Here is a 23,323-nt window from a genome sequence, read left to right as displayed (position 1 = left end):
TGATATGAAACCCAAACCACCATCAGATCATGCGCGCGGCCTCAGCCGCCCTCTTCTGCTTGTCCAGCTTCTTCTGATGCTGCGCCCGGAAGTCTGGCCGCAGGTTCGGGCTGCCCTCCCAAACACCGGCTGTATCACCCGCGCCAACATCCTCAAAGAAGGCCGTCATCCGGTCCATCCGGTCCTTGTTGGCAATCGCCGCATTGATCACCTCAGCGAGCGAGCCCGCGCCCGCCACACCCATCAGCGGACGCGCCGAAATCAGATTGGTGAAGTAAAGCGCGGGGATCCCAAGCTGCTTGGCCTTCTGCACCACGGGCGTCGTCCCAATCGCCAGATCGGGCGTCACCGCCTCCATCGCGGCACAATCATCTTCCAACGACGCACGGTACTTGACCGTCACGCCCTTGGCCTCCAGCCAGGCCGCATCCTCAGCAGACCACTCGGACTTCGCGCAAGCCGTGCCCACATAAGGCACCTCCGCCCCGCTTTCGATCAACAACCGCGCCACCAGAAGCTCCGAGCCCTCATAGCCCGACAGTGTGATCGTCCCCTTGATCGGCGTCGCCGCCAAGGCACCCTTGATCGCAGGCAACACCGCACTCTGCGCCGCCGCGATCTGATCCGCCGCAACCCCATAGGTCTCGCCAATGGCCCGCAGCCAAGCGGCAGTCCCGTCATGCCCCACAGGTGCCGAGCCGACCACAGGCCGCCCGGCCGCGCGGAAGGCGCGCACCGTATCGGTATAGAAAGGATGGATCGCCGCCACGACAGAACAGTCGAGGGCCGCATAAAGCTCGCGCCACTCGCGGCACGGCAGAACCGGCCCCGCGGCCAGACCCATGGGCGCCAGCATCTGGCCAATCATCATCGGATCCGCCGGAAACATCTCGCCCAACAAAGCCACCGTAGGCCGTGAGGACCGCCCGCCCACAGGGGCCGCCACCGGCCCGGCCTCAGCCTCTTCGCGCGCATAGGTCAGCATGGCCCCGGCCAATACGTCCTTGGCTTCCGCATGGGTCGGCACGCCGAACCCCGGCACATCGATGCCCACAATCCGCACGCCATTGATCTCGCGCGGCAGAAGCTGCAGCGGTACACCAGAGGCCGTCGGCACACAGAGGTTCGTCACCACAATCGCGTCATAGCGATCCGGGTCCGCCAACTCGTGCACAGACTCGCGAATGTCCTCGAAAAGCTTGCCGGTCACCAGCGTCTCTGAGTTGAACGGCACATAGCCCACCGACCGCCGCGCGCCGTAGAAATGGCTGACGAAGGTCAGCCCATAGACACAGCAGGCCGAGCCCGACAGCACCGTCGCCACGCGCTTCATCCGCAGGCCCACGCGCAAGGACCCAAAGGCCGGGCACATGCTCTGCGGCTTGTCATGCGGACCCATCGGATAATCCGCGCGGAATTTCTCCAGCACCTCCGACTTGCCCGCCAGAGCCGCCGCCTCTGCCATGTCAGCACCCGAATGGCACCCCGCCCCGTCCGCAGGCACCTCTCCAGCCACACGTGTAACATCGCCATGGAGGTGACCCTTGATCACCTCCACCTCGGCGGCGTCATCATATGTGACTTCCTGTTTCATTCGAGGGACCAGCCAACGTTAGGTAGCAGACCGCGCATCATCTCCATCAGGCGAATGGACTGGGAAATTGTCTCTTGGCTCGATTCAAAAAGTGTCGTCGACTGCTGGCTGTGCCAGATCGCCCGCGCCATGGTGTCCTGACTTGCCCGAACCCGGTCACGCGTTGTCATAGACCACCTCCAACGAGGGCCTAGGCGCGGAATTCTTGCCGCGCATATCCGCATCACTCGCAGGTTCCAGCACCACGTCGCCGCCGGTCTCGGAGGCATCGAACAGCCCCAGCAAGCCGTCCTGATCCAACGGCGCGGGGCGCATCGGCGGGGCCTCGGCCACGTTCAAGCCTAGTTCAGCAAAGAGGCCGCCCCACTGGCTCTCTTTCGTTCCGACGATCTGATAGTTGGCCGATTTCTTGCGCAAGTCATCATCCTGCGGGATCGCCGCGAGGATCGGAATATCCACCGCGTCCGCAAAGGCCGCCGCCTCGCCAGTGCCATCGTCTTTGTTGATCACCAGACCGGCCACACCCACGTTGCCACCGAGCTTGCGGAAATACTCCACCGCCGAGCAAACGTTGTTGGCCACGTAAAGCGACTGCAGATCGTTCGACGCGACCAGGATCACCTTCTGCGCCATGTCCCGCGCAATCGGCAGGCCGAAGCCGCCGCAGACGACGTCGCCCAGAAAGTCGAGCAGCACATAGTCAAAGTCCCAGTCATGGAACCCAAGCTTCTCAAGCAATTCGAACCCATGGATGATGCCACGCCCGCCACAGCCACGACCCACTTCGGGGCCACCCAGCTCCATGGCAAAAACACCGCCGCGCTTGAAGCAGACATCGCCGATCTTGACCTCTTCTCCCGCCAGTTTCTTGCGGGTCGAGGTGTCGATGATCGTCGGGCAGGCCTTGCCGCCGAACAGAAGCGACGTCGTATCAGACTTGGGATCGCAGCCGATCAACAGCACCCGCTTGCCCTGTTCCGCCATCATGTGGCTGAGGTTGGCGAGGGTGAAAGACTTGCCGATCCCGCCCTTGCCATAGATCGCAATGATCTGTGTCTTGGACGTCGGTTCAGACTGCGGCACCTCCAGCGTCGGCTCAGCGGCCTCAGCGCGCAGGCGCTGGTCGAACTCTTTTAGGTTCGGCGCGTCACTCTCAGCCGGGCGCTTCTCTTCAATACCGTCTTTCACGCCGCATCCCTCCAGTTGAGGATCATCTTCAGACACGCCGCGTCCGTGAATGCGCGCGTATAGGCATCGGGGGCCTGCGCGGCCGGAACGGCATGGGTGATCAACCCACCCAGGCTGAGCGTTCCGCTTTCGACGAGAGCGCGGGTGGCTGCCAGATCATCATGGGTCCATTCCGCTGCAACGCGGAACCGTGCCTCCTTCATGAAAGCCGCCGGGAAATCAAACTGCACAGGCTCGGTGTAGAACCCGGCCAGAACGATCTCGCCCCCCTTGGCGATCCGGCCCACAAGATCGTTCAGCACATCCATGCTGCCCGAGGCGTCATAGGCGGAAGTATAGTCGCGGCGCGGGTCGTCGTCGGGTGCGATCACAGGATAACCCTCGGCCCCACCGCGGCGTGCGGGATCAATCTCCCAGACCGTCGGCGCCGGTGCGCCTGCGGCAATCGTCAACCGCGCCAGCAAACGGCCCAGAACGCCGTGGCCCACAATCAGATCGGGCACGGATTTGTTCAAACCGGCCATCGTGTGCCGCGCCGTGGCTGCCAGCGCGAGCAAAGCCCCTTGCGCACCAAGGCCCGGGTCGATTCGCGTCACACGGTCGGGTGATGTGACCAACCGTGCCGTCGCACCACCAAAGAGACCAAAGGCCCCCTCATAGCAATTGGCACCCGGCACAAAGACATGATCACCGGGCCTGTAGCCGGTGGAAGGCGTCGCCTCAACCACTTCGCCAACCGCCTCATAGCCCGGAACAAGCGGGTACCCCATGCCGGGAAAAGGTGGCATCTCGCCTGACCAGAAGAGCTTTTCCGTGCCGGTGGAGATGCCGGAATGAGTGATATCGACCACCAGATCCTCAGCCTCCGGCGCTTTCAGCGCCAGGGTGTCGACCTTCAGATCACGCGGACCTTCTAGAAGAACGGCTGTGGTGTCCAATTCACTCTCCTCGGCGTGCACAGCCGCTTTGATCTAGCGCCAAAGACTCACTGCACAGCATGTGTTGTGTTGTCAGTTTAAACTTACATTAATGTGTGTCAACTAACTTAGACACTTTAATCGGGGTCACACGGGCTTTCGTGCCGTGACGACCTGCGTTACATACGGTCGGCGCGGGCGGGGGCAGCGCAGATCGGCAAAGCCCGCATCCTGACACAGCTCGGAAATCTCGGCCGCCGACCGCGCTTTGCCGGTCTGCATGGCCAACGTATAGAAGGCAAAGTAGACGTCTCCGGCCCGGTCCGGCACAGCCCCGCCACTCATCGGCTCTGAGATGATCAGGTGGCCGCCAGGCGGCAGCGTGGCATAGGCCTGCGCAAGAAGATCGCGCACGATATCGTCGGAATGATCATAGAGCACCCGGATCAGCGAGATCGCATCCGCGCCCATCGGCAAAGGCTGATCGCGGAACGAGCCGGGGTGGATGGTTGCCCGCGCGGTCAGCCCTGCCCTGGCAAAACGGTCCAGCGCCTGTGGGGCGACCTGCGGCAGATCAAAGAGCATCAATTCAAGCCCCGGCGTCGCAGCACCCGCCGCTTCCAGAAAAGCGCCGGTGCCACCGCCCACATCAAGCAGGCGGGTGACCCCTTTCAGGGAAACCATGCGCAGCGTATCCTCGGACACCAGACGCTGGCTTTGCGCCATCAGATCGGAGTAGGTCTCGGCAGTGGTCGGATCGACCGCACCGGCGGCCCCGTAGACATAAGGCCAGAACCCCGCAAGCGCGGTGTCCTGCGGATCACGCAGCAGCGCAACGGGATCAGCCAGATCAGCATAGAACGCCTTATGGTGGCGGATCATGGCCTCCAGACCGGGAACCCCCATCAGCGCAGCGCCCTTGCGCGCCAGACGATAGCGCCCGCCCCGTCCGCGTTTCAGCAACCGCAGCGCGGCCCCCGCCTGCAGCAACACCTGCATGCGCACGGCGGGTATAGCAGTCGCGGCACCCAGCGCCTCAGCAGTCATTGGACCTGCACGCAGCCGCCGGAAGATATCCAGCTCGACCAGCGCCATCAGCACCTGGCTTTGAACAAACCCCTGCACCAAATCAAAGATCTCGGCCCCGTCCCGCCGGGCCTGCGCGCGCGTCAGGGGAAAACCGCTCGCCCAGCTCTGAAATCCAGGCCGCGCGACCAGCCGGTTGAGCCAACCACCGCGCCATCCCGGCAGATCACCAACGGTGTCAGACATTGCTGGGCCGCACCGCAGCATTGGGTGCAACCGGGGTCAGACGTTCGGCATAGGTGCGCACCATCTCGGCCAGCTGCGCCTCGCCGGGGCAGGACGGGATAGAGGAAATCGCGCCGCTGAGTATGTCTTTCAGCCGGGAGATTGCGCCCTGCACCCCTAATAGCGACACAGCGTTGGGCCGCCCGTGCAGATCATCCTGCCCAACCGGCTTGCCCAGCGTCTCCGCGTCGTAAAGCGCATCGCGCAGATCGTCGGCCACCTGAAACGCTTCGCCAATCCGGGCGCCAAGTTCGAACCACGGCTCGGCATCCTGCCCCGCCGCAGTGGCCCCCATCTGGGTCGCAGCGATGAACAAAGCACCTGTTTTCGCCTGATGGTAGGCGGAGAGATCCACTTCGGCCTCACTCTCCCAGCCCTGCCCGGCGCAGATGCCGCCCGGCATTCCCGTGCGTTGCGCCAGCGTCATGATCAGCTGCGCCACCCGATCCGGCGCATAATGCGACTGCCGCGCCAGTGTTTCGAAGGCCAATACGATCAGGCTGTCTCCCGTCAGCACGGCCAGCGGTTCCGAGTAGGCCTTGTGAACCGAAGGCTTGCCCCGGCGGGTCGCTGCGTCGTCAAAACAGGGCAGATCATCGTGCACGAGGCTGGCGCAGTGGATCATCTCCAACGCCGAAGCGGCTGCGTCCGACAGGGCGGGGTGATCATCGCCGCAGGCCAGCGCCACCGACATGAGAATCGTTGGCCGGATCCTTGCCCCGCCCGGCGCGGTCGCATAGTCCAGCGCAGAGGCCAGGCGGGCCGGTACCGCACCTCGGCCCTGTCCAACTGCGACTGCTGAAGAAATCGCCCCCTCGATGCGCGTGCTCATACTCATACGGCGCCCTTTCTTCGGCAAAGTGTCACTCAAATGGGACACAAAAGTGTAAATCATACTGGACAGTTTGCGGCGACGAGTCAACAATTGCATATGGCAGCGAAATCCCTCCTTCCGCAGCGCACCCAACCCAAGGCGATTGTCATTGGCGCGGGCATCGCAGGGCTTGCAACGGCGCTGCGGCTGGCGGTTGGCGGCCTGCGCGTGACCCTGGTGGAGCGACACACCCATACCGGCGGCAAGATCCGAACCGTGCCTAGCCAGGCCGGGCCGGTGGATGCAGGCCCCACGGTGCTGACACTGCGACATGTGTTTGACGACCTCTTTGCCACGGCGGGCGAACGGCTGGATGATCACGTGACGCTGATCCGGCAGGAGGTGCTGGCCCGGCATTTCTGGTCCGATGGCAGCTGCTTGGATCTCTACGCGGATGCTGACAAAAGTGCGGCGGCGATTGCCGACTTCGCAGGCCCTACGGCGGCGGATCAATTCCGACGCTTCCACCAGCGCACGACCCGGCTGTTTCAGGCGTTTGACGCACCGGTGATGCAGGCGCCGCGTCCGCGCATGGGGCAGCTTGTGCCGCATGTTCTGCGCCAGCCTGACCTCATTCCGGCCATGGCCCCGCTGTCGACATTGGCGCAAATGCTCAAACGCCAGTTCAGCGACCGCCGCCTCGCACAGCTTTTTGGGCGCTATGCCACCTATGTGGGCGGCGCACCCCATCTCAGCCCGGCGCTGCTGTCCCTGATCTGGCAGGCAGAAGCAGCGGGGGTTTGGGTTGTCGACGGCGGCATGCACCGGCTGACCGATGCGCTGACCAAACTGGCGCTGGCGCGCGGCGTGGACGTGCTGACGCAAACCCATGTCGCGGACATCACGGTCAGACAGGGCCGGGCGACCGGCGTGATGACCGAAGACGGCGCTTACCTGCAGGCCGAGACCATCGTCTATGCGGGCGATCCACGTGCGCTGGCCGCCGGCAGCCTTGGTGCCGACGTCAGCGGTATCGCGCCGCAAACCACGCGCCTGCCCCGCTCTTTCTCGGCCCGGGTGCACAGCTTTGCGGCGACGCCCTCGGGCGTGCCACTGGCGCATCACAACGTCTTTTTCGGGGATGATCTGCAGTCGGAATTCGACGATCTGGCCGCCGGACGCATCCCCAAAGACCCAACCCTCTACCTCTGTGCCGAAGATCGCGGCCAGGGGCGCGCGCCTCCGGCCGTCGAGCGGTTCGAGATCATCTCAAACGCCCCGGCAACTTCAACTTTTACCCCTCCAAGGGATTTGGACATATGGCATCATCAGATCATGCAGAGGATGGCGGACATGGGCGTGACTATGTCCCCGACACCCACAACGGCGACGATCACGACACCACAACGCTTCGCCGAGATGTTTCCGCAGACGCTCGGCGCGCTCTACGGGCAAACCCCGCACGGGCTGACCGCCGCGCTGAAGCGCCCAACGGCGCAGACAGCGGTAAAGGGACTATGGCTGGCGGGCGGCGGGACGCATCCGGGGGCGGGCGTGCCGATGGCGACCCTCTCCGCCCGGCACGCGGCCGAGGCGATCTTGAGCGGCCAAACTTCGACATCCATGTCGGCCCAAACGGCTATGCGTGGTGGTATGTCGACGGCCTGAGCGCGTGCGGCACCCGCGCGGTGTCGGTGATCGGCTTCATAGGCTCGGTTTTCTCGCCCTGGTACCGCTGGTCGGGCCGTCGCAACCCGCAGAACCACGTCTGCATCAACGTCGCGACCTACGGACCCGGCGGGCGCTTTACCATGACGGATCGGGGCGCCTCGGCCCTGCGGCAGACGGCATCGCGATTCGAGGTCGGCCCCTCAATGATGCGCTGGGACAGGGATCAGCTGGTGATCGACATCAACGAGATCTCAAGCCCGCCGCTGATCAATCGCATACGCGGGCAAATCCGCGTGATCCCTTCGGCGCTGACCCAGGTTGAATTGCCGTTGACAGAAGACAGCGCCCATATCTGGCGCCCCTTTGCCCCCCGCGCGCGCATTGAGGTCGATATCGACCGCCCCGGCTGGCAGTGGCAGGGCGAAGGCTATTTCGACGCCAACTTCGGCACGCGCGCGCTGGAAGAGGATTTCAGCTATTGGACCTGGGGACGCTTCCCCACAGGCTCTGGCGCGACCTGCTTTTACGATGCGACACGGCGCGATGGCTCTGAGCTGGCCACTGCTGTCCGCTTTGGTGCGACCGGTGAGGCCCAGGCCACCGCCCTGCCCCCGAAGGCGCGGCTGGGCCGCAGCCTCTGGGCGGTCAAGCGCGAAACGCGGGCCGATGCCGGGTTCAAGCCGCGCCAGACGCTGGCCATGCTCGATGCCCCTTTCTACACCCGCGCTGCCGTTGAGACGCAGCTGGACGGCGCAAAGGTCACCGGCGTGCATGAGGCCCTGGATCTCCGGCGCTTTCGCAGCCCCTTCCTGAAACCGATGCTGGCCGTGCGCGTGCCCCGCCGCCGCAGCTGGAGTTTCGGCTGACGATCAGGAGGGCGCGGGCGGCGGGTTCCGCGCCACGTCGGGGTTCAGCCGCCAGACGCCCGCATTCAGCGCTGCCGCGATGCTCACCCAGATCAGGTAAGGCACAAAGAGCAGACCGGAGATCACATCAATCTGCCACATCGCCAGCAGGCCGCTGAGCACCGACAGCCAGAGCACGGAGACCACGGCCATCCCCAAACGGATGTTTTTCAGCCCAAAGAAGACCGGGGTCCACAGCCCGTTCAGCGCAATCTGCAAGGCCCAGAACGCCATCGCGACGCCGTTGCCCTGCAGCATGGCAATGCGGGCGCCGGCCACGGCGATGCAGATGTAAAGCACCATCCAGGTCACCGGGAACACCCAGTCGGGCGGCGTGAACCAGGGCTTGGTCAAGGCGCGATACCACGGCCCCGGGGCGAAGAGCCCACCGGTCACGCCCGCGCCGAGACAGGCTGCAAAGAAGATGCAGAACAAAAGCCAAAACATACTGCTAGGTTAGACCCCGCCGTGGCGTGGTCAAGCGCGCGCGCTGTTCATGACGCCGTTGCTCCAAGGCCGTCAGCACCGAGATCAGCGTATCGCTGCGCGACACTTTGGCCTGCCCGCGCGCCGTCGCCGTGACAAGGAAGGCCACTTCCTCCAAAGGCTGCGCATAGAGCACCGGAGACTGCGGCATAACCGTGCTTGTGGCGGCCAGCATCATCGATTGCCCAAGCCAGCCCAGCTTTTGCAGCTTGCTCGTCCGCGCGCGTGCCGAGATCGAATCGTACCCCATGGCCGTCAGTTGCCCGCCGATCCCCGCATAGATGAACCGCGCCGCATAGATGCCCGGGCGGCACCGACGCGGCAACGCGCTGATCCCGGCCTCCGACCGCATGTAGAGGCGGTTCGCTTCCATCACCAGACGTTTGACCATCATGCGCACGGCCTTGGTGGGCTTCGGATCCGCCAGAAACTGCTCCGGTTCGATCCCGGCCTCCTGCAGCCAATCGGTGGGCAGGTAGATGCGCTTCTCCAGCGCGTCTTCGCCAACATCCCGCGCGATGTTGGTCAACTGCATGGCGACGCCAAGATCGCACGCACGTGCCAGTGCGTCGGCATCGCGCACCCCCATCAGCACGCACATCATAGCCCCCACGGCGGAGGCCACGCGGGCGGAGTAGCCCCGAACGTCCGACAGGGTTGCATACCGCCGCCCATCCGCATCCCAGGCCAAGCCTTCCAACAGCGCATCCGGCAGCGCGCGCGGCATCTCGAAATCTTCGACAAGGGCGGCAAAGGCCCGGTCGGGCGCTGCGTCTCTGGGCTTGCCCGCATAGACATCGTCAAGCCGGTCTCGCAACCGCAACACGGCCTCGATCTTCTCAGCCTTCAGGTCCACCTCATCATCGGCCAGACGGCAAAACGCATAGAGCGCCAGTGACGGGTCACGCACCCGCGCAGGCAGGACCTTGGAGGCGGCATGGAACGACAGCGACCCATGCCGGATCGCCTCGCGGCAGTGCTCCAGATCTGAGGGCGCGATCATCGCGCCACCTGCGCATCCGGCACCAGCGTGCTGAGGACTTCGGCGGTTGAGATCACACCCGGCACACCCGCACCCGGATGGGTGCCCGCCCCGACGAGATACAGCCCCTTGGCCTCTTCTGAGATGTTATGCGGGCGGAACCACGCGCTTTGCAGAATGCGCGGCTCGATGGAGAACCCGGCGCCCAGCGGGCTGAGGTAGCGGTCGCGGAAGGTCTCGGGCGTGAACACCACTTCAGTGCTGATCTTCTCACCCAATCCGGGCAGCAGCTGCTCCTCCAGCATCTTCAACATCTTCGCCTTGTAGCGTGGTTCTTCCTCGGACCAGTCGACGCCGTTGTCGTGGCCCAGATGCGGCACCGGGCTGAGCACATAGAAGCTGTCGTCGCCCTCAGGCGCCACCGACGGGTCGGTCACCGAGGGACGATGCACATAGAGGCTCATGTCGTCGCAGAGCTTGCCCTTGATGAAGATGTCGCGCAGCAGACCAGCGTATCGGGGACCATTCAGGATCGTATGGTGCCCCACATCCGGCCACCCCTGCGCGGTGCCCTTCGTGCCGAAGTACCAAACGAAGAGGCTCATGGAATATCGCGTGCGCGTCAGTCGCTTCTTGGTCCAGCGCCGTTTCCTGTGGTTTCTCAGCAGGTTGGTGTAGGTATGGCCCGAATCGGCATTGGAGACGACGATATCGGCCCCCATCTCCAAACCCGTGGCCAGCCGAACACCGGTGACAGATCCGTCGCGGACAACGATCTCATCGACCTCCGTCTCCATCAGCAGCGTGCCGCCCTGATCCTCAATCACATCCGCCATGGCACGCGCCATATGCGCCAAGCCGCCCATGGCATAGTGCACCCCAAATTCCTTTTCGAGGTAGGCCACAAGGATGTACATTGACGTCACGTGCAACGGATCACCGCCGATAAAAAGCGGATGAAAGCTCAGCGCCATGCGCAGCTTTTCGTCCTTCACCCGCCGGGCCGCGTGCGCATAGACCGACCGATCCGCCCGCAGACTGGCGAAGGTGGGCAGCACTTTGATCAGCTCCCAAAGCTGATGCATCGAGCGGCGGCCCAGGTCTTCGAACCCGAACCAATAGCGGGCAGCACTGTCTTCCAGAAACTTGTCGAACCCGGCCAGGTCGCCGGGCGCAAGCCGCGCCACTTCGGCTCGCAGGCGGCCTGTGTCTTGCTGCGCGGTGAACCTGGTGCCGTCCGGCCAGCGAATCTCGTAAAACGGGTCCAGCGATTTCAGGGTAACCGCGTCGTCAAAATCGCGCCCGCAAACCGCAAAAAGTTCGCGGTAGAGCTGCGGAACGGTCACAATTGTCGGGCCGAGATCAAAGCGGTGACCATCCTGCCAAATCGCAGAGCCACGCCCGCCTGGCACGTCGAGCCGGTCGATCACCGTGACGCGGTAGCCCTTGGCCCCCAGCCGCATGGCCGCTGCCAGCCCGCCCAGGCCGGCACCGATCACGATGGCCCTGTTGCGCCCGCCTTGGGCCGCGTGGGCGGATTCGTTGGGGTCTACGCGTGTCATTCTACTGGTACAGTAGATGTGTCCACTTTACTTTACAATTGTGATCTTCCAATTTTGAATACAGCGTGTCAGACTTAGTTGACACTTGGCGGAATACAGCGCGCAATGACCGACACACCCGTCGTATCTTTAAGCTTCTTTCGGTTCTCTCAACCGTCGTCCCGCATATGGGCCTTTGCCATGATGGGTCTGGCGCGGCGTGCGATGTCGCGCGTGCCGGATATCGGGTTCTGGAAGCTCTGCGGATCAGGGACGGGGGAGGGCTTCACACCGATCCCCAACACCGGGGTCTATGCGATTCTCGCCTGCTGGCCAGATCAGGACACTGCCGTTCATCGCCTCGCCACGACCGATGTTTTCAGACGCTACCGGTCCCAAGCCAGCGAGTGCTGGACGCTGTTCCTGCGCACGACATCCGTGCGCGGCGCCTGGTCGGGGCAGGCCCCGTTTCAGCCCGGCGCAGCCGCCCCCGGCAAACCGGTGGCTGCCCTGACCCGTGCCACCATAAAACCCGCCGCCGCGCTGAAATTCTGGCGCCGGGTACCGGATATCAGCCGCATGGTCGGTGACGACCCGAACGTTGCCTTCAAAATCGGGATCGGAGAAGTGCCCTTGCTGCATCAGATCACCTTTTCCATCTGGCCCGACCCGGAGACGATGGCGGCCTTCGCCCGCACAAACGGCCCTCATGCCGCGGCCATCCGCGCCGTGCGCGACGGCAAATGGTTCTCGGAAGAGCTTTATGCCCGCTTCGATATTCTGGGCGACCGTGGGTCCTGGAACGGCGCAAGCCCGTTGTGCGCTCTGGAGACCGCAGCATGACCGCACCGTTCCCCTTCTCCGCCATCGTCGGACAGGATGACATGAAATGCGCGATGGTCCTGACGGCCATCGACCCGGGCATCGGCGGCGTTTTGGTCTTTGGTGACCGGGGCACAGGCAAATCGACGGCGGTGCGGGCACTTGCCGCCCTGCTCCCCCCGATCCGGGCGGTGGAAAGCTGCCCTGTCAACGCCGCAAAAACCGCCGATTGCCCCGACTGGGCCGAACTGGGGTCGAAAAAGATCATCTCCCGCCCCACCCCGGTGATCGATCTGCCACTGGGCGCGACCGAAGACCGGGTGGTCGGCGCGCTGGACATCGAACGCGCGCTCACACGCGGCGAAAAGGCCTTTGAACCCGGGCTGCTGGCGCGGGCTAATCGCGGCTATCTCTATATCGATGAGGTCAACCTGCTGGAGGATCACATCGTCGATCTGCTGCTCGACGTGGCGCAATCGGGCGAGAATGTGGTGGAGCGCGAGGGCCTCTCGATCCGCCACGCGGCCCGCTTTGTGCTGGTCGGCTCCGGCAACCCGGAGGAGGGGGAGCTGCGCCCGCAGCTGCTGGACCGCTTTGGTTTGTCTGTGGATGTCAGATCACCTGGCGAGGTGGCCAAGCGGGTCGAGGTCATCAAGCGCCGCGATGCATTTGAAAACGATCACGCCACCTTTATGGCGCACTACGGCGCGGAAGATGCCACCGTGCGCGAGGCCATTCTGAAAGCTCGTAAACGGCTGCCGAAAATCGCAACGCCCGACAGCATTCTGGAGGACTGCGCGACGCTGTGCATCGCCCTGGGCTCCGACGGGCTGCGCGGGGAGCTGACCTTGCTGCGCGCCGCGCGCGCCCTGGCGGCCTATGAGGGCAAGCGCAAGGTGCACCGCGACCACCTCAAGGCCATCGCGCCCTCTGCCCTGTCGCACAGGCTGCGGCGCGACCCGCTGGACGAGGCTGGCTCCGCCACACGGGTCGGGCGCGTGGTGGAGGAGATCCTGGTGTGAGCCGAGATGCGGACAGCTGGGCGCTGACGGCCACCTGTCTCAGTCTATTGCGCGCGGCTCCGGACTATCTTGGTGGCGCGGTGATCCGGATGCGCGCCGGGCCGGACCGCGATGCTGTCCTGGCGGGTATGGCTCCGCTGCCCCTGCGCAAGATCCACCCAGGCATTTCAGACGACCAGCTTTTGGGTGGGCTGGATTTGACAGCAACCCTCTCGACCGGGCGGCTGGCACAGCGCCCTGGTCTCTTTGATGCGCCCTGCATGGCACTGCTCACAATGGCGGAACGCTGCGAGACCGAGCTGGCTGCGAAGCTTGCACATCAGCTTGACCGGGAGTTTGGTCACTGCCTGATCGCACTGGATGAAGGCGCAGAGCCGGATGAATGTGTGCCAGCCGCACTCGCAGATCGCCTTCCGTTTTACATCTCGCCCGAGGGACGACGGCCTGAGGGTTGGTCCGCCGACAACGCCGGAGCAGACACATGCGATCCCGGCCAGGTCAGCGCCACGCTGGAGGATGCGCAAACCCTGACCGTGATCGCGGCGCAGTTCGGCATTGCCAGCTTGCGCGCGCCGCTTCTGGCCCTGCGAGCGGCCCGGGTGCACGCGGCAGTGAACGGTCGCACTGCAGTCGACCGCATGGACCTCGAAGTCGCAGCGCGCCTTGTCTACCCGCACCGCGCCACGAAAGTCCCCGACGAAACCGAACCGCCAGCGGACACGCCGGAGCCTCCCCCGCAGGAGGAGCAACAGGACGCGACTGGCGACGGCCTGAGCCTTCCCGAAGGCGACATGATCGTTGACGCGGTCAAGGCCCTGCTGCCCGCCGATGTCTTGGCTGGCCTTGGCCAGTCTGGCGCCGGGGCGAGCCGCGCGGGAACCGGGGCAGGGCAGAAACGGGTCGGCAACCGGCGCGGCCGTCCGCTGTCGCCACGCCCCGGGCGGCTGGACGGGCGCGCCCGGATTGATCTGGTGGCGACCCTGCGCGCGGCGGCCCCCTGGCAACCCCTGCGCCGTCAGCAACAGCAGATGGCTGACCGGCTGTTGATCCGCCCGTCAGACATTCGCGTCAAACGCTATCAGGACCATTCAGACCGGCTGTTGGTTTTTGCGGTGGATGCCTCCGGCTCCGCCGCACTTGCGCGGCTGAACGAGGCGAAGGGCGCGGTGGAACTGCTGCTCGCGCAAGCCTATGCCGCCCGGGATCACGTGGCGCTGATCGCCTTTCGCGGGACGGGCGCGGATATTCTGCTGCCGCCGACGCGGTCTTTGGTTCAGACGAAAAGACGCCTTGCAACATTGCCGGGAGGCGGCGGCACGCCGCTCGCTGCCGGGCTGCAGGCGGCCAGCCTGCTGGCGCTGCAAAACCGCGCCAAGGGGCTGACGCCTTCGCTGATTGTCCTGACCGACGGGCGCGCCAACATCGCACTGGATGGTGAGGGTGATCGCAGCCGCGCCGGGCAGGATGCAAAACAAGTGGCACGGCTTATTCAGACGCAAGGGTTGCACAGCTTGCTGATCGACACTGGCACTCGGCCTCACACCGGGCTGCGCGACCTCGCGGCATGCATGGGCGGGACCTACCTTGCGCTGCCACGCGCGGATGCGCAGAGGCTGACAACGGCGGTCAGCGCCGCGCTCGACAGCTGAACCCGTGCGCTGGCCCCCGCCCTCCGATTGGCCACATGTCTCCGCCTCGCGCCAGATCTTGTGCGCCCCGCACCGATGGCATGTGCAGGAGGTTGGCGAAGGGCCGCTGGTGTTGATGTTGCACGGTGCAGGCGGCAGCACACATTCCTTTCGAGGCCTGATCACCGCGCTGTGCCCGCAGTTCCGCATTGTCGCGCTGGACCTGCCCGGCCAGGGGTTCACGCAGCTTGGCGCGCGGCACCGCTGTGGGCTGGAGCCAATGGTGCAGGACATCACCGCGCTCTGCCAACAGGAAGGCTGGGCACCCACGGCGATCATTGGGCATTCGGCGGGCAGCGCCCTGGCGCTGCGCCTGTCGCAAACGCTGACGGACCCGCAGGGGCAAGCACCGGACGTGATAGGGATCAACCCCGCGCTGGACACATTTGACGGGCTTGCGGGCGTGCTCTTCCCAGCCATTGCCAAGATGCTTGCAGCTGTTCCCTTTACCGCCAGCCTGTTTTCGGCCACCTCTTCAACCCCGGCACGCGTACAATCCCTGATCCGGGGCACCGGTTCGGAGTTAGACAAAGAGGGGCTGCGCCTTTACCAGCGCCTCGTGGCAAACCGCGATCATGTGGACGGCACCCTGTTGATGATGTCGCAATGGTCGCTGGACGGCCTGCTGAAATCATTGCCCGAGATAGCGACGCGAACGCTCTTTGTCATCGGCACCGAAGACCGGACAGTTCCGCCCCGGGTGGCACGGGCTGCGGCGCCGCGCCTGAAAAATGCCGAGGTCGTCGAACTGGAAGGCTATGGACATCTGGTTCATGAAGAGGCGCCGGACCGGATGGCCACCGAGATCAGTCGCTTCTTGCACACGCAGGACAAATAAGAAAGACCACCGCTCCAAACGAACCGGTGGCCTTTCTCAAAAGATGTGTTGATCAGCTTTGCGGGCCGACAGACGCCAGATAGGCCGCCACATCCTCGCCACCCTTCTTCAGTTTGAAAGCCATGCGGGATTTGGCTTTGGAATCGTCCAGATAGGTCCGCAGGAAAGCGCGCGGGTCCGCAGTGTACTCCGCCAGGGTCGCTTCGTCCCAGACCAGACCTGCCTCGCCAGCGGCAACCAGATCATCGCCATAGCGGAAGTCTGCCGTCCCGGCCTGGCGGCCGATCACACCGTAGAGGTTGGGGCCTGTTTTGCCGCCTTTGACGATTTCCGTGCCATCGTCGGCCACGATCATGTGGCAGGATTTACACTTGCTGAAAGCCTTCTCACCTGCTGCGGCATCGCCAGCGGAGTGGCCGTCTGCAAATGCGGGCGCCGCGACGCTGAGCGCGATGATGGCTGCAAAGGTACGTGTCATCGTAATCTCCTTGGTTGCTGGGTGCACAACGTAGAAGATCACAGCCAGAGTCAACAGTCACAATGTCGCGTGGTCAGGCCACTGCGTGAGATATTGCGCATTGTTTCCAAAGCTCTTTCAACGCCAGCACCAACTTCTCGATATCATCCGCGCTGTGCAACGGCGACGGCGTGAACCGCAGCCGCTCCGTGCCCTTGGGGACCGTTGGATAGTTGATCGGCTGCACATAGATCCCGTATTGCTGCATCAGGTAGTCCGCGATCATCCGGCATTTGACCGGGTCCTTGATCATCACGGGGATAATATGGCTGGGGTTCTCCAGATGCGGGATGCCTTCCTGGTCGAGCCGTTTGCGCAGATAGGCGACACGTTCGCGTTGCAAGATCCGCTCCTGATCGGATTGCTTGAGGTGCCGGATCGAGGTTTGCGCCGCCGCCGCAACCGCAGGCGGCAGGGCGGTCGTGAAGATAAAGCCAGATGCAAAGGACCGGATGAAATCACAAAGCGCCTCAGACCCGGTGATATAGCCGCCCACAACCCCATAAGCTTTGCCTAGGGTGCCTTCGATCAGCGTAATGCGGTCCTGCAGCCCCTCCTGCTCGGAAATGCCACCGCCGCGCGGACCATAAAGACCCACCGCATGCACCTCATCAAGGTAGGTCATGGCACCATGTTTCTCGGCGACCTCAACGATCTCCTGCATCGGGCAGATGTCGCCGTCCATGGAATAGACGCTCTCAAACGCGACGATCTTGGGTGCATTGGCGGGCAGGGCGGCCAGTTTGCGGTCGAGGTCTTCGGGGTCGTTGTGGCGCCAAAGCACCTTGTTCGCACGGGAATGCCGGATGCCTTCGATCATCGAGGCATGGTTCAGCTCATCCGACAGGATCACACAGTCGGGGATGCGCGCGCCCAGCGTGCTAAGTGCCGCCCAGTTCGACACATAGCCCGAAGTGAAGAGCAGCGCTTGTTCCTTGCGGTGCAGGTCGGCCAGTTCTGCTTCGAGCAGCTTGTGGTTGTGGTTCGTGCCCGAGATGTTACGCGTGCCGCCCGCGCCTGCGCCGCAATTGTCGATCGCCTCTTTCATGGCGTTGATCACGGACGGATGCTGCCCCATGCCCAGGTAGTCGTTTGAACACCAGACGGTCACTTCCTCGGGACTGTCCTCATCGTGGCACTTCGCGGTCGGAAACGACCCCGCCTTGCGCTCCAGTTCCGCAAAGATGCGGTAGTTGCCATCGTTCTTGAGCTCGTCGAGCTGCGCCTGGAACAGTGCATCAAAGTCCATGATGTCCCCCCTTGATTTTAGCTGTCGGTAGTACGTCGTTTTTGGTTTGGTGTGGCTTCGGTGTGTCTGTCGGTATCATCCAACGCCAGAGCCGTTCGTCCGGAATGGGCAGCACCATCATCCAGTGCTCAAAGAGCGCCAGAACCGTGATCGCTGTCAGCAAGGCGAAGCCTGTCACAGCCCCAGCCGTTTCCGCCGCATAGAGCCGTTCGAGCCAGCAGGCAGCGGCAAAGGTCAGCGCCGTGATCGACACCGGGAAAAACCAGTTCATCACACGGTGACGAAAGTGGCTGGGCAGATGTGCGAGCGCCTGCGGTAAGAAATCGATATTGATCTTGGGCACACCGAAAAACAGGTTCAGCTTGGCGGAGAGCCGGGCAAAGAAGAGCACCGCAAAAGTCCAGGTCGCGAATTTGTTTTCAGCCCCCAGATTCCAATCGATCAGCACCATGGCAATCAGCGTCGCAACCAGCAGCATCTCGTGATAGGCCAACGTGCCCCAGGCTCGAATGAACCGCTCCCACTCCGCAATGCCCTTGGGCAACTCATGGTGGTTGGGCCCGGTAATGATCCCTGTGAGGAAGGCCAGTTCGATCCACCCCCAAATCGCAAGCGCTGCGACAAACCCCAGATAGGCTCCAAACACAGAGCTATCCTGCAGCGACAACCAAAACCCCAGACACCCAAACCCAAGAAACGGCAGACCCCAGATCACCGCCCTCTTGCGCGCCGTCAAACCGCTCCGGTCTGCAGACTTCACCACCCAAAGGATCGCCCCGGTGGAAAACCACCAGAGGAAGAGCGCAAAAAGAGCGGGGGTCCAGACACTCACCAGCGACGCTCCTGTCTGCCCACCCGGTGAGACCGGGCGCCAGGGCTTCGATTGCTTGCAATCGACAGCCACGGGCGCGCAGGGCCTCGATGGCCCAAGCGCCCGCGCCCCCTTGCGGATACGCCAGAGGTTATGCCCGGGGCTTGGCTCAATAGACCGGCTCCAACCGGGTCGAGGCCGGCACCTTATGTGACTTCGCCGGGATCGTGATCAGCGAGACAAAGGCCAATGCCGCCCGCGCCTGGGCACCGATCTTGGCAAAAAACTGGCCCTTCTCCGTCGCCTCCGCCAGATCCGCATTTGCTTTCTGCAGCTTCTCCAGCGTCGGCTGCCACCGCGGATGGTCAATATCCAGCGTGATGGGGAAGATCTGCTCGGAAAGCTTTGAGGTTTTGGTGAAAACCTCATGCGCGTACCAGTCGGGATCAACGCCAAGTGCCTCGTGGAACGCCGGGCGCTGGTGGTCACGCACATACATCGTCGCATAAACGGCGGTGAGGAAGAACTTGATCCAATAGACATTGAAGCCACTGGTCAGCTTGGGGTCGGTCTTCATCAGCAGGGCAAAAGCCTCACCATGGCTGAACTCGTCGTTGCACCACTCCTCGAACCACTTGAAGATCGGGTGGAAGCGATGCTCGGGATGCGCCTCCAGATGCCGGAAGATCGTGATGTAGCGCGCATAGCCGATCTTCTCGGAGAGATAGGTGGCGTAGTAGATGAACTTGGGCCGGAAGTAGGTATACTTCTTCTTCTGCGTCAGGAACCCGAGGTTCACCGCCACGCCCGCCTCGCGCAACGCATCGTTGATGAAGCCGGCGTGCCGCGCCTCGTCCCGCGCCATGAGCTGGAAAAGCTGGGTGATGTCCTTGTTGGCGCCGCGCCGTTTCATCTCTTTGTAGAGCACGCAGCCCGAGAACTCCGCCGTGCAAGAGCTGATCAGGAAGTCGATGAACTCCTTCTTCAGCTGCGGCTCCATGTTGTCCCAATCCACATAGTCCCAGTCTTCGTTCTTCTTGAAGTGGCCCTTGTTGGGGTCGGAGACCATCTGGTCGATCAGCTGGTCCCAATCCTCGCGCACGCCCGAGACGTCGATGGCGTCCAACTCATCGAAATCGGTGGTGTAGAAGCGCGGGGTCAGCAGCGTGTTACGCATGGCGACCTCGGTGGCGGCCTTGCTGTCGAACTTCGCCTGCTCTTCCTGGATAGCGAGGCCTTCCTCCACAGTGGTGGCATCGGCGGTGTGTTTCAGTGGGGCGTTCATAGCGTGACCTCCTCGGAGAAGGAAAATTCACAGAGCTCCATGACCTCGAAATCACCCGTCAGGCGGGTCCACAGCTGTTCGAGCTTGCTGGCGCGGATGATCGTGGCCTCGCGGTCCTCGGTCACGATCTCGCCGAAGGGGGCCATGATCTCGGGCCCGTGCACCTTCACCTCGTCGCCGGGGTAGATCACGGCGCCGTTGTTGAAGCGCACATGCGCGTGCAGGCTTTCGAACTTGTGGCTGATCTCGACCGTGCAGGGGGCACGTTCAAAGTCTTTCGTCAGTAGTCCCATGAGAAGGCTTCCTCCTAAGATCTGGGTTGGTCCAGCAATCTGGCGAAGATGCGGGAATTGGATGCGCCAAAGCCCATAAGCTCGGCAGACCATCCGGTGGCGGGGTCATGCAGCGAGAGGCGGTTGCCCTCGCGCAATTGCAAAAGAACGGGTGTCATCGGGTCGACGCCCTGCAGCCCGCGGGTGCGGGCCAGGACACGTTCGACACCGGCGACAAAGCCGCCCTTGTCAGACGGGAAATCAGCGATCAGCACACCATTGGTGTCAAAGACACGCGCAGCGCCCGAGGCATCACCGGTCAGGATGATCGCCCGTTCCGCGATCACCGGAGCGACGGGGGGCGTGTGCTGCACGGGCCGGTCGGTGAGCGTCGCGAGCGTCACGAGGATCAACACGAGACCAACCAATCCGAACATCGCCCGCACCATTATACGCGGGATCATCTCTTCGGGTTTGGCGTGAATGCGGGGGTGGGTCTGGGTGCTCATGGGCCTACTCCGCTGCCACGGCGCGGGCGGGCAAGTCACGGGTCACCTTGGGCACGGACACGCGCGCTTGCGCAGCCTCAGCCAACAGATGTGCCACCCGTTCCGCCTCGGGAATGCAACGCAACGCGGGCTGGGCCTGACGCATATGCCAGGGCCGGATGTGCGGCCAGCAGACCAGATAGCTCAGACGCGTCTCGCCCAGCGTCTCCAGCGCGATGGTACCGGTGCCGCCCTTGCGCAGGTCGAGCATGGCATTGCCCACCTGCGTATAGGGCAGGTTGAGCGTGACGGTCAGCGCGGCCCCGATCCGCATCACAACCCGCGCATCGGTCACCGTGTACATGGTGGCCCGCGCCTGCACATAGGCCACTGCGATCAGCAGCCCGCAGACCACCAGCCCCAGCAACAAGAACGGCACCGCAGCGCCAATGGCGCGGCCCAACGGCATCAGGTCTACAACCGAGATGAACTGCCATGCGGCCAGCAGCAGAAAATACCCGGCAACCCACTTCAGGCTCAGCGCCTCGATGCTCAGGCGCCACCAGTCGGGACGGCCCTGCCAGAGGATCTGCTCACCCTCAGGCGGCTTTTCGGGAAGCCCCTCAACGGGCTCGATCTCAAAATCATCATGGGACATGGCGAGTATCTCCATTTCGGTTGCGGATAAGGCTCAGGGCAGCGGACCGCCCCGTGCGGGGGTCAGATCTTCGGTTCGGCGCGGGTGCCTGCATAGAGCTTGCCGCCACCGTAGTAGCCCGAGATTTTATCCTCTTCGAGCAGCGTCACCTGACGCGGGCTGGCGATGGTGGGCACGGTGCCGAAGTGCTTGCCGTAAAGCGCGTGCACGCTCACCCGGTCGGAGCGGATGCGCGCGAAGGTCATCGGCAAGAGGCGGTTGCCCGAGCCCCATTTGGCATCCAGCTCCAGTTCCAGATAGCGGACCAGCTGTTCCGGCTCGTCGATCCACATGTCGACGATCTTGCCCACGATCTCGCCGTCTCCCGCCACCACGGGCAGACCACGCGGGTCACGGCCTGCGGCAACGCTGAAGCCCTCAGCGGCGGACATCGGCACGATCTTCGGATGCCCGTGGCCGTCCAGCTCCGGCACATCGCGGCGCGGGGCCCAGGAGGCCGGGCCAACACCATCGAGCATCGGGTCGCCCGTGGGCTCCAGCGGATACCCGTTGCCGGGGCCCACGCGCTTCATCGGAATGTCGGCGCGCTCCGGTGTCTGACCGCTCGGCACAGTCACATCGCCGCGGCCATGGGGCAGCTTGAACGTCTTGTCTTCGGGCAGCGGCCACATGCCGGAGTTGGACGAGGGGTTGCCCTCATCGTCCTCCAACGGATAGCCCTCGCGCATGTTCTCGCGCTGGATCCAGATCACCAGCGCTGCGAAGAAAATGTAAAATAGCCATAAGGCGACACTCGCCAGATCGACTTCGCCAAAGAATGTTTCTGTCATGTCGTTTCCCTCTCAGTCGGGGTCATGTTGGGAAATCGGCAAGGCCCATGGGGCGTTTGCCAACATCCTGCGGGGTGAGGGAACCGCTTTGGCGCACGAGCGGTCCCAGGATCACGAGAGTGACGAAAAGCAAGCCAATCTCGGTGTGGTAAACAAAGGAGTATCCGGTGGCAGGGCTTTGCAGCGCCTCGCCCAGCTGGCCAGACACGGCGGCATGGCCGACCCAGTCGCGCAGGCCGCCACCGATGGCGATGGAGAGCCCTGCGGCCGTAGCCTGCGCCGCGCCCCAGGCACCCAGCGCCAGACCCCGGCCAGCGGTACCGGTGGCAGGCATGGTCATCGCGGCGGTCAGTGTGGCAACAGCGAAGAGCCCGCCACCAAAGCCGATGATGGCCGCCCCTGCGTAGAAGAGGACATTTGACTGCATGGGCGCGGCAAAAATCACCAGCGAGAAAGCCCAGATACCAGCGACAATGCCAGCGCCCGCCAGACGATAGGGGTTGGAGCCCTTGGCGAGCCGCGCGCCAGCCAGCGCAAGGCCTGCCAGCGCCCCTGCGGCCCAGAGCGCGGTCAGCAGTGTCGTCGCCGCGACCGAGAGGCCGAGAATTTCACCGCCGTAGGGCTCCAGCAGCACGTCCTGCATGTTGAAGGCCATGGTGCCGACAAAGACGCAGACCAGCAGGCGACCAGCGCGGCCACCGTCCATGAAATCGCGCCACGCGTCAGAGAAGGCCGGGCGCGGCTGCGCGCGCTCCTCGCGGCTCATCGGGCGCACGGATTCCTGTTTCCAAAGCGCGATCAGGTTCAGCAGGATGCCGACCACGGCAGCCCCCTGCACCACGCGGATCAGCTTCAGCGCGGTGAAATCAGTGAGCAGCACGCCCATGATCACCGCTGAAATCCCCATGCCAACGAGGAACATCACGTAGAGCAGAGCCACGACCCGAGGCCGCGTCTCATCCGTCGCACGATCCGAGGCCAGCGCCAGCCCCGCCGTCTGGGTCATATGCATGCCCAAACCGGTCATCAGGAAGGCCAGCGCGGCAAGGACCTCGCCCGCGAAGGGAATGTCATGCACCACGTCTCCGCCCAGCACCAGCAGCGCAAAGGGCATCACCGCCAGCCCGCCAAACTGCCAGAGCGAGCCGAACCAGATATAGGGCACCCGCTTCCAGCCAATGGCCGACTTATGCGTGTCCGAGCGGAAGCCCAGGAGCGCCCGGAAGGGTGCGATCAGCACCGGCAGCGCAATCATCACAGCGACGATCATCGCGGGCACGCCCAGCTCGACGATCATCACCCGGTTCAGCGTGCCCAAGAGCAACACAGCCGCCATACCCACCGACACCTGAAACAGCGACAGCCGCAACAGCTGGCCCATCGGCAGATCGGGGCTCGCCGCATCAGCGAAGGGCATGGCCCGGATCGAGAGAC

24 protein-coding genes are annotated in these 23,323 nt (G+C 63.8%); 6 read left to right on the top strand and 18 right to left on the bottom strand.

The features are described 5' to 3' along the window. Nucleotides 1-22 precede the first annotated feature (22 nt). The 6 genes from bchY to So717_RS06120 all read right to left on the bottom strand — a co-directional run bounded on the left by bchY (nt 23) and on the right by So717_RS06120 (nt 5,848). On the bottom strand, nt 23-1,594 hold the full coding sequence (gene bchY / locus So717_RS06145) for a chlorophyllide a reductase subunit Y (protein ID WP_159975332.1): 1,572 nt from the start codon (nt 1,592-1,594) through the stop codon (nt 23-25). Further along, entirely contained in the window at nt 1,591-1,764 is a 174-nt protein-coding gene (locus tag So717_RS06140) for a hypothetical protein (RefSeq protein ID WP_159975331.1), read from the bottom strand. Before So717_RS06140 ends, bchY begins: the two co-directional genes overlap by 4 nt. Then, nucleotides 1,751-2,770, bottom strand: a complete 1,020-nt coding sequence (locus So717_RS06135) for a chlorophyllide a reductase iron protein subunit X (protein WP_159975640.1) — start codon at nt 2,768-2,770, stop codon at nt 1,751-1,753. The genes So717_RS06140 and So717_RS06135 overlap by 14 nt, the downstream gene beginning before the upstream one ends. An 8-nt stretch (nt 2,771-2,778) precedes the next feature. Further along, the gene (gene bchC / locus So717_RS06130; protein ID WP_159975330.1) at nt 2,779-3,720 is read right to left on the bottom strand and encodes a chlorophyll synthesis pathway protein BchC; all 942 of its coding nucleotides are present in this window, start codon (nt 3,718-3,720) and stop codon (nt 2,779-2,781) included. Between the two features lie 126 nt (nt 3,721-3,846). After that, nucleotides 3,847-4,971, bottom strand: coding sequence for a methyltransferase (locus So717_RS06125; protein ID WP_174238998.1), 1,125 nt, complete (start codon nt 4,969-4,971; stop codon nt 3,847-3,849). Further along, nucleotides 4,964-5,848 carry a polyprenyl synthetase family protein gene (locus So717_RS06120; RefSeq protein ID WP_159975329.1) on the bottom strand — a complete coding sequence of 295 codons (885 nt, stop codon included), beginning with the start codon at nt 5,846-5,848 and terminating at the stop codon, nt 4,964-4,966. Before So717_RS06120 ends, So717_RS06125 begins: the two co-directional genes overlap by 8 nt. Nucleotides 5,849-5,941: 93 nt before the next feature. On the opposite strand from So717_RS06120, the gene crtD reads away from it, so the two are divergent. Beyond that, entirely contained in the window at nt 5,942-7,492 is a 1,551-nt protein-coding gene (gene crtD / locus So717_RS06115; protein WP_202981893.1) for a 1-hydroxycarotenoid 3,4-desaturase CrtD, read from the top strand. Continuing rightward, nucleotides 7,444-8,361 carry a carotenoid 1,2-hydratase gene (gene crtC, locus So717_RS06110; RefSeq protein ID WP_498049704.1) on the top strand — a complete coding sequence of 306 codons (918 nt, stop codon included), beginning with the start codon at nt 7,444-7,446 and terminating at the stop codon, nt 8,359-8,361. Before crtD ends, crtC begins: the two co-directional genes overlap by 49 nt. Nucleotides 8,362-8,364: 3 nt before the next feature. Here crtC and tspO read toward each other — a convergent pair whose 3' ends face one another. From tspO to So717_RS06095, 3 genes are read right to left on the bottom strand one after another with little or no spacing between them, the layout of a single operon-like run. Beyond that, nucleotides 8,365-8,847 (bottom strand): tryptophan-rich sensory protein TspO, encoded by a 483-nt coding sequence (tspO, locus tag So717_RS06105; RefSeq protein WP_159975326.1) that lies wholly within the window; start codon nt 8,845-8,847, stop codon nt 8,365-8,367. 4 nt (nt 8,848-8,851) lie between these two features. Continuing rightward, nucleotides 8,852-9,889, bottom strand: a complete 1,038-nt coding sequence (crtB, locus tag So717_RS06100; protein WP_159975325.1) for a 15-cis-phytoene synthase — start codon at nt 9,887-9,889, stop codon at nt 8,852-8,854. Then, the gene (locus So717_RS06095) at nt 9,886-11,430 is read right to left on the bottom strand and encodes a phytoene desaturase (RefSeq protein WP_159975324.1); all 1,545 of its coding nucleotides are present in this window, start codon (nt 11,428-11,430) and stop codon (nt 9,886-9,888) included. The genes crtB and So717_RS06095 overlap by 4 nt, the downstream gene beginning before the upstream one ends. Nucleotides 11,431-11,535: 105 nt before the next feature. Between So717_RS06095 and crtA the strand changes: the two genes are divergently transcribed. Genes crtA through bchO form a run of 4 tightly spaced genes read left to right on the top strand, consistent with a single transcriptional unit; the run spans nt 11,536 to nt 15,779 of the window. After that, a complete protein-coding gene (crtA, locus tag So717_RS06090) occupies nt 11,536-12,252 on the top strand; it encodes a spheroidene monooxygenase (protein ID WP_159975323.1) in 717 nt (238 codons plus the stop codon). Beyond that, nucleotides 12,249-13,253, top strand: a complete 1,005-nt coding sequence (gene bchI / locus So717_RS06085; protein ID WP_159975322.1) for a magnesium chelatase ATPase subunit I — start codon at nt 12,249-12,251, stop codon at nt 13,251-13,253. Before crtA ends, bchI begins: the two co-directional genes overlap by 4 nt. After that, complete coding sequence (locus So717_RS06080; protein WP_159975321.1) at nt 13,250-14,902, top strand: magnesium chelatase subunit D; 1,653 nt, start codon at nt 13,250-13,252, stop codon at nt 14,900-14,902. Before bchI ends, So717_RS06080 begins: the two co-directional genes overlap by 4 nt. Nucleotides 14,903-14,906: 4 nt before the next feature. After that, a complete protein-coding gene (gene bchO / locus So717_RS06075) occupies nt 14,907-15,779 on the top strand; it encodes an alpha/beta fold hydrolase BchO (protein WP_159975320.1) in 873 nt (290 codons plus the stop codon). A 52-nt stretch (nt 15,780-15,831) separates the two neighbouring features. Here the strand turns inward: bchO and So717_RS06070 are convergent, their stop codons facing one another. The 9 genes from So717_RS06070 to So717_RS06030 all read right to left on the bottom strand — a co-directional run bounded on the left by So717_RS06070 (nt 15,832) and on the right by So717_RS06030 (nt 23,306). Next, complete coding sequence (locus So717_RS06070; protein WP_159975319.1) at nt 15,832-16,257, bottom strand: c-type cytochrome; 426 nt, start codon at nt 16,255-16,257, stop codon at nt 15,832-15,834. Nucleotides 16,258-16,330: 73 nt separating this feature from the next. Continuing rightward, nucleotides 16,331-17,545 (bottom strand): 5-aminolevulinate synthase, encoded by a 1,215-nt coding sequence (gene hemA, locus So717_RS06065; protein ID WP_159975318.1) that lies wholly within the window; start codon nt 17,543-17,545, stop codon nt 16,331-16,333. Then, nucleotides 17,535-18,377 carry a putative photosynthetic complex assembly protein PuhE gene (gene puhE / locus So717_RS06060; protein WP_159975317.1) on the bottom strand — a complete coding sequence of 281 codons (843 nt, stop codon included), beginning with the start codon at nt 18,375-18,377 and terminating at the stop codon, nt 17,535-17,537. The genes hemA and puhE overlap by 11 nt, the downstream gene beginning before the upstream one ends. 148 nt (nt 18,378-18,525) lie before the next feature. Next, nucleotides 18,526-19,641: a magnesium-protoporphyrin IX monomethyl ester (oxidative) cyclase gene (acsF, locus tag So717_RS06055; RefSeq protein ID WP_159975316.1), complete on the bottom strand. Its 1,116-nt coding sequence runs from the start codon at nt 19,639-19,641 to the stop codon at nt 18,526-18,528. Beyond that, nucleotides 19,638-19,934, bottom strand: a complete 297-nt coding sequence (locus So717_RS06050) for an O2-dependent cyclase accessory protein (protein WP_159975315.1) — start codon at nt 19,932-19,934, stop codon at nt 19,638-19,640. Before So717_RS06050 ends, acsF begins: the two co-directional genes overlap by 4 nt. 14 nt (nt 19,935-19,948) lie before the next feature. Next, nucleotides 19,949-20,422, bottom strand: coding sequence for a photosynthetic complex assembly protein PuhC (gene puhC / locus So717_RS06045; RefSeq protein WP_159975314.1), 474 nt, complete (start codon nt 20,420-20,422; stop codon nt 19,949-19,951). 4 nt (nt 20,423-20,426) lie between these two features. Then, nucleotides 20,427-21,059, bottom strand: a complete 633-nt coding sequence (gene puhB / locus So717_RS06040; RefSeq protein ID WP_159975313.1) for a photosynthetic complex putative assembly protein PuhB — start codon at nt 21,057-21,059, stop codon at nt 20,427-20,429. A 62-nt stretch (nt 21,060-21,121) separates the two neighbouring features. Continuing rightward, nucleotides 21,122-21,889: a photosynthetic reaction center subunit H gene (puhA, locus tag So717_RS06035; RefSeq protein WP_159975312.1), complete on the bottom strand. Its 768-nt coding sequence runs from the start codon at nt 21,887-21,889 to the stop codon at nt 21,122-21,124. A gap of 22 nt (nt 21,890-21,911) precedes the next feature. Beyond that, nucleotides 21,912-23,306, bottom strand: a complete 1,395-nt coding sequence (locus tag So717_RS06030; protein WP_159975636.1) for an MFS transporter — start codon at nt 23,304-23,306, stop codon at nt 21,912-21,914. Nucleotides 23,307-23,323: the final 17 nt, after the last annotated feature.

The organism is Roseobacter cerasinus, assembly GCF_009811755.1.
GTDB classification, from domain to species: Bacteria; Pseudomonadota; Alphaproteobacteria; order Rhodobacterales; family Rhodobacteraceae; genus Roseobacter; species Roseobacter cerasinus.
The sequence above is the reverse complement of the archived record's forward strand: the minus strand, read 5'-3'. Positions and strand labels throughout refer to the sequence as shown.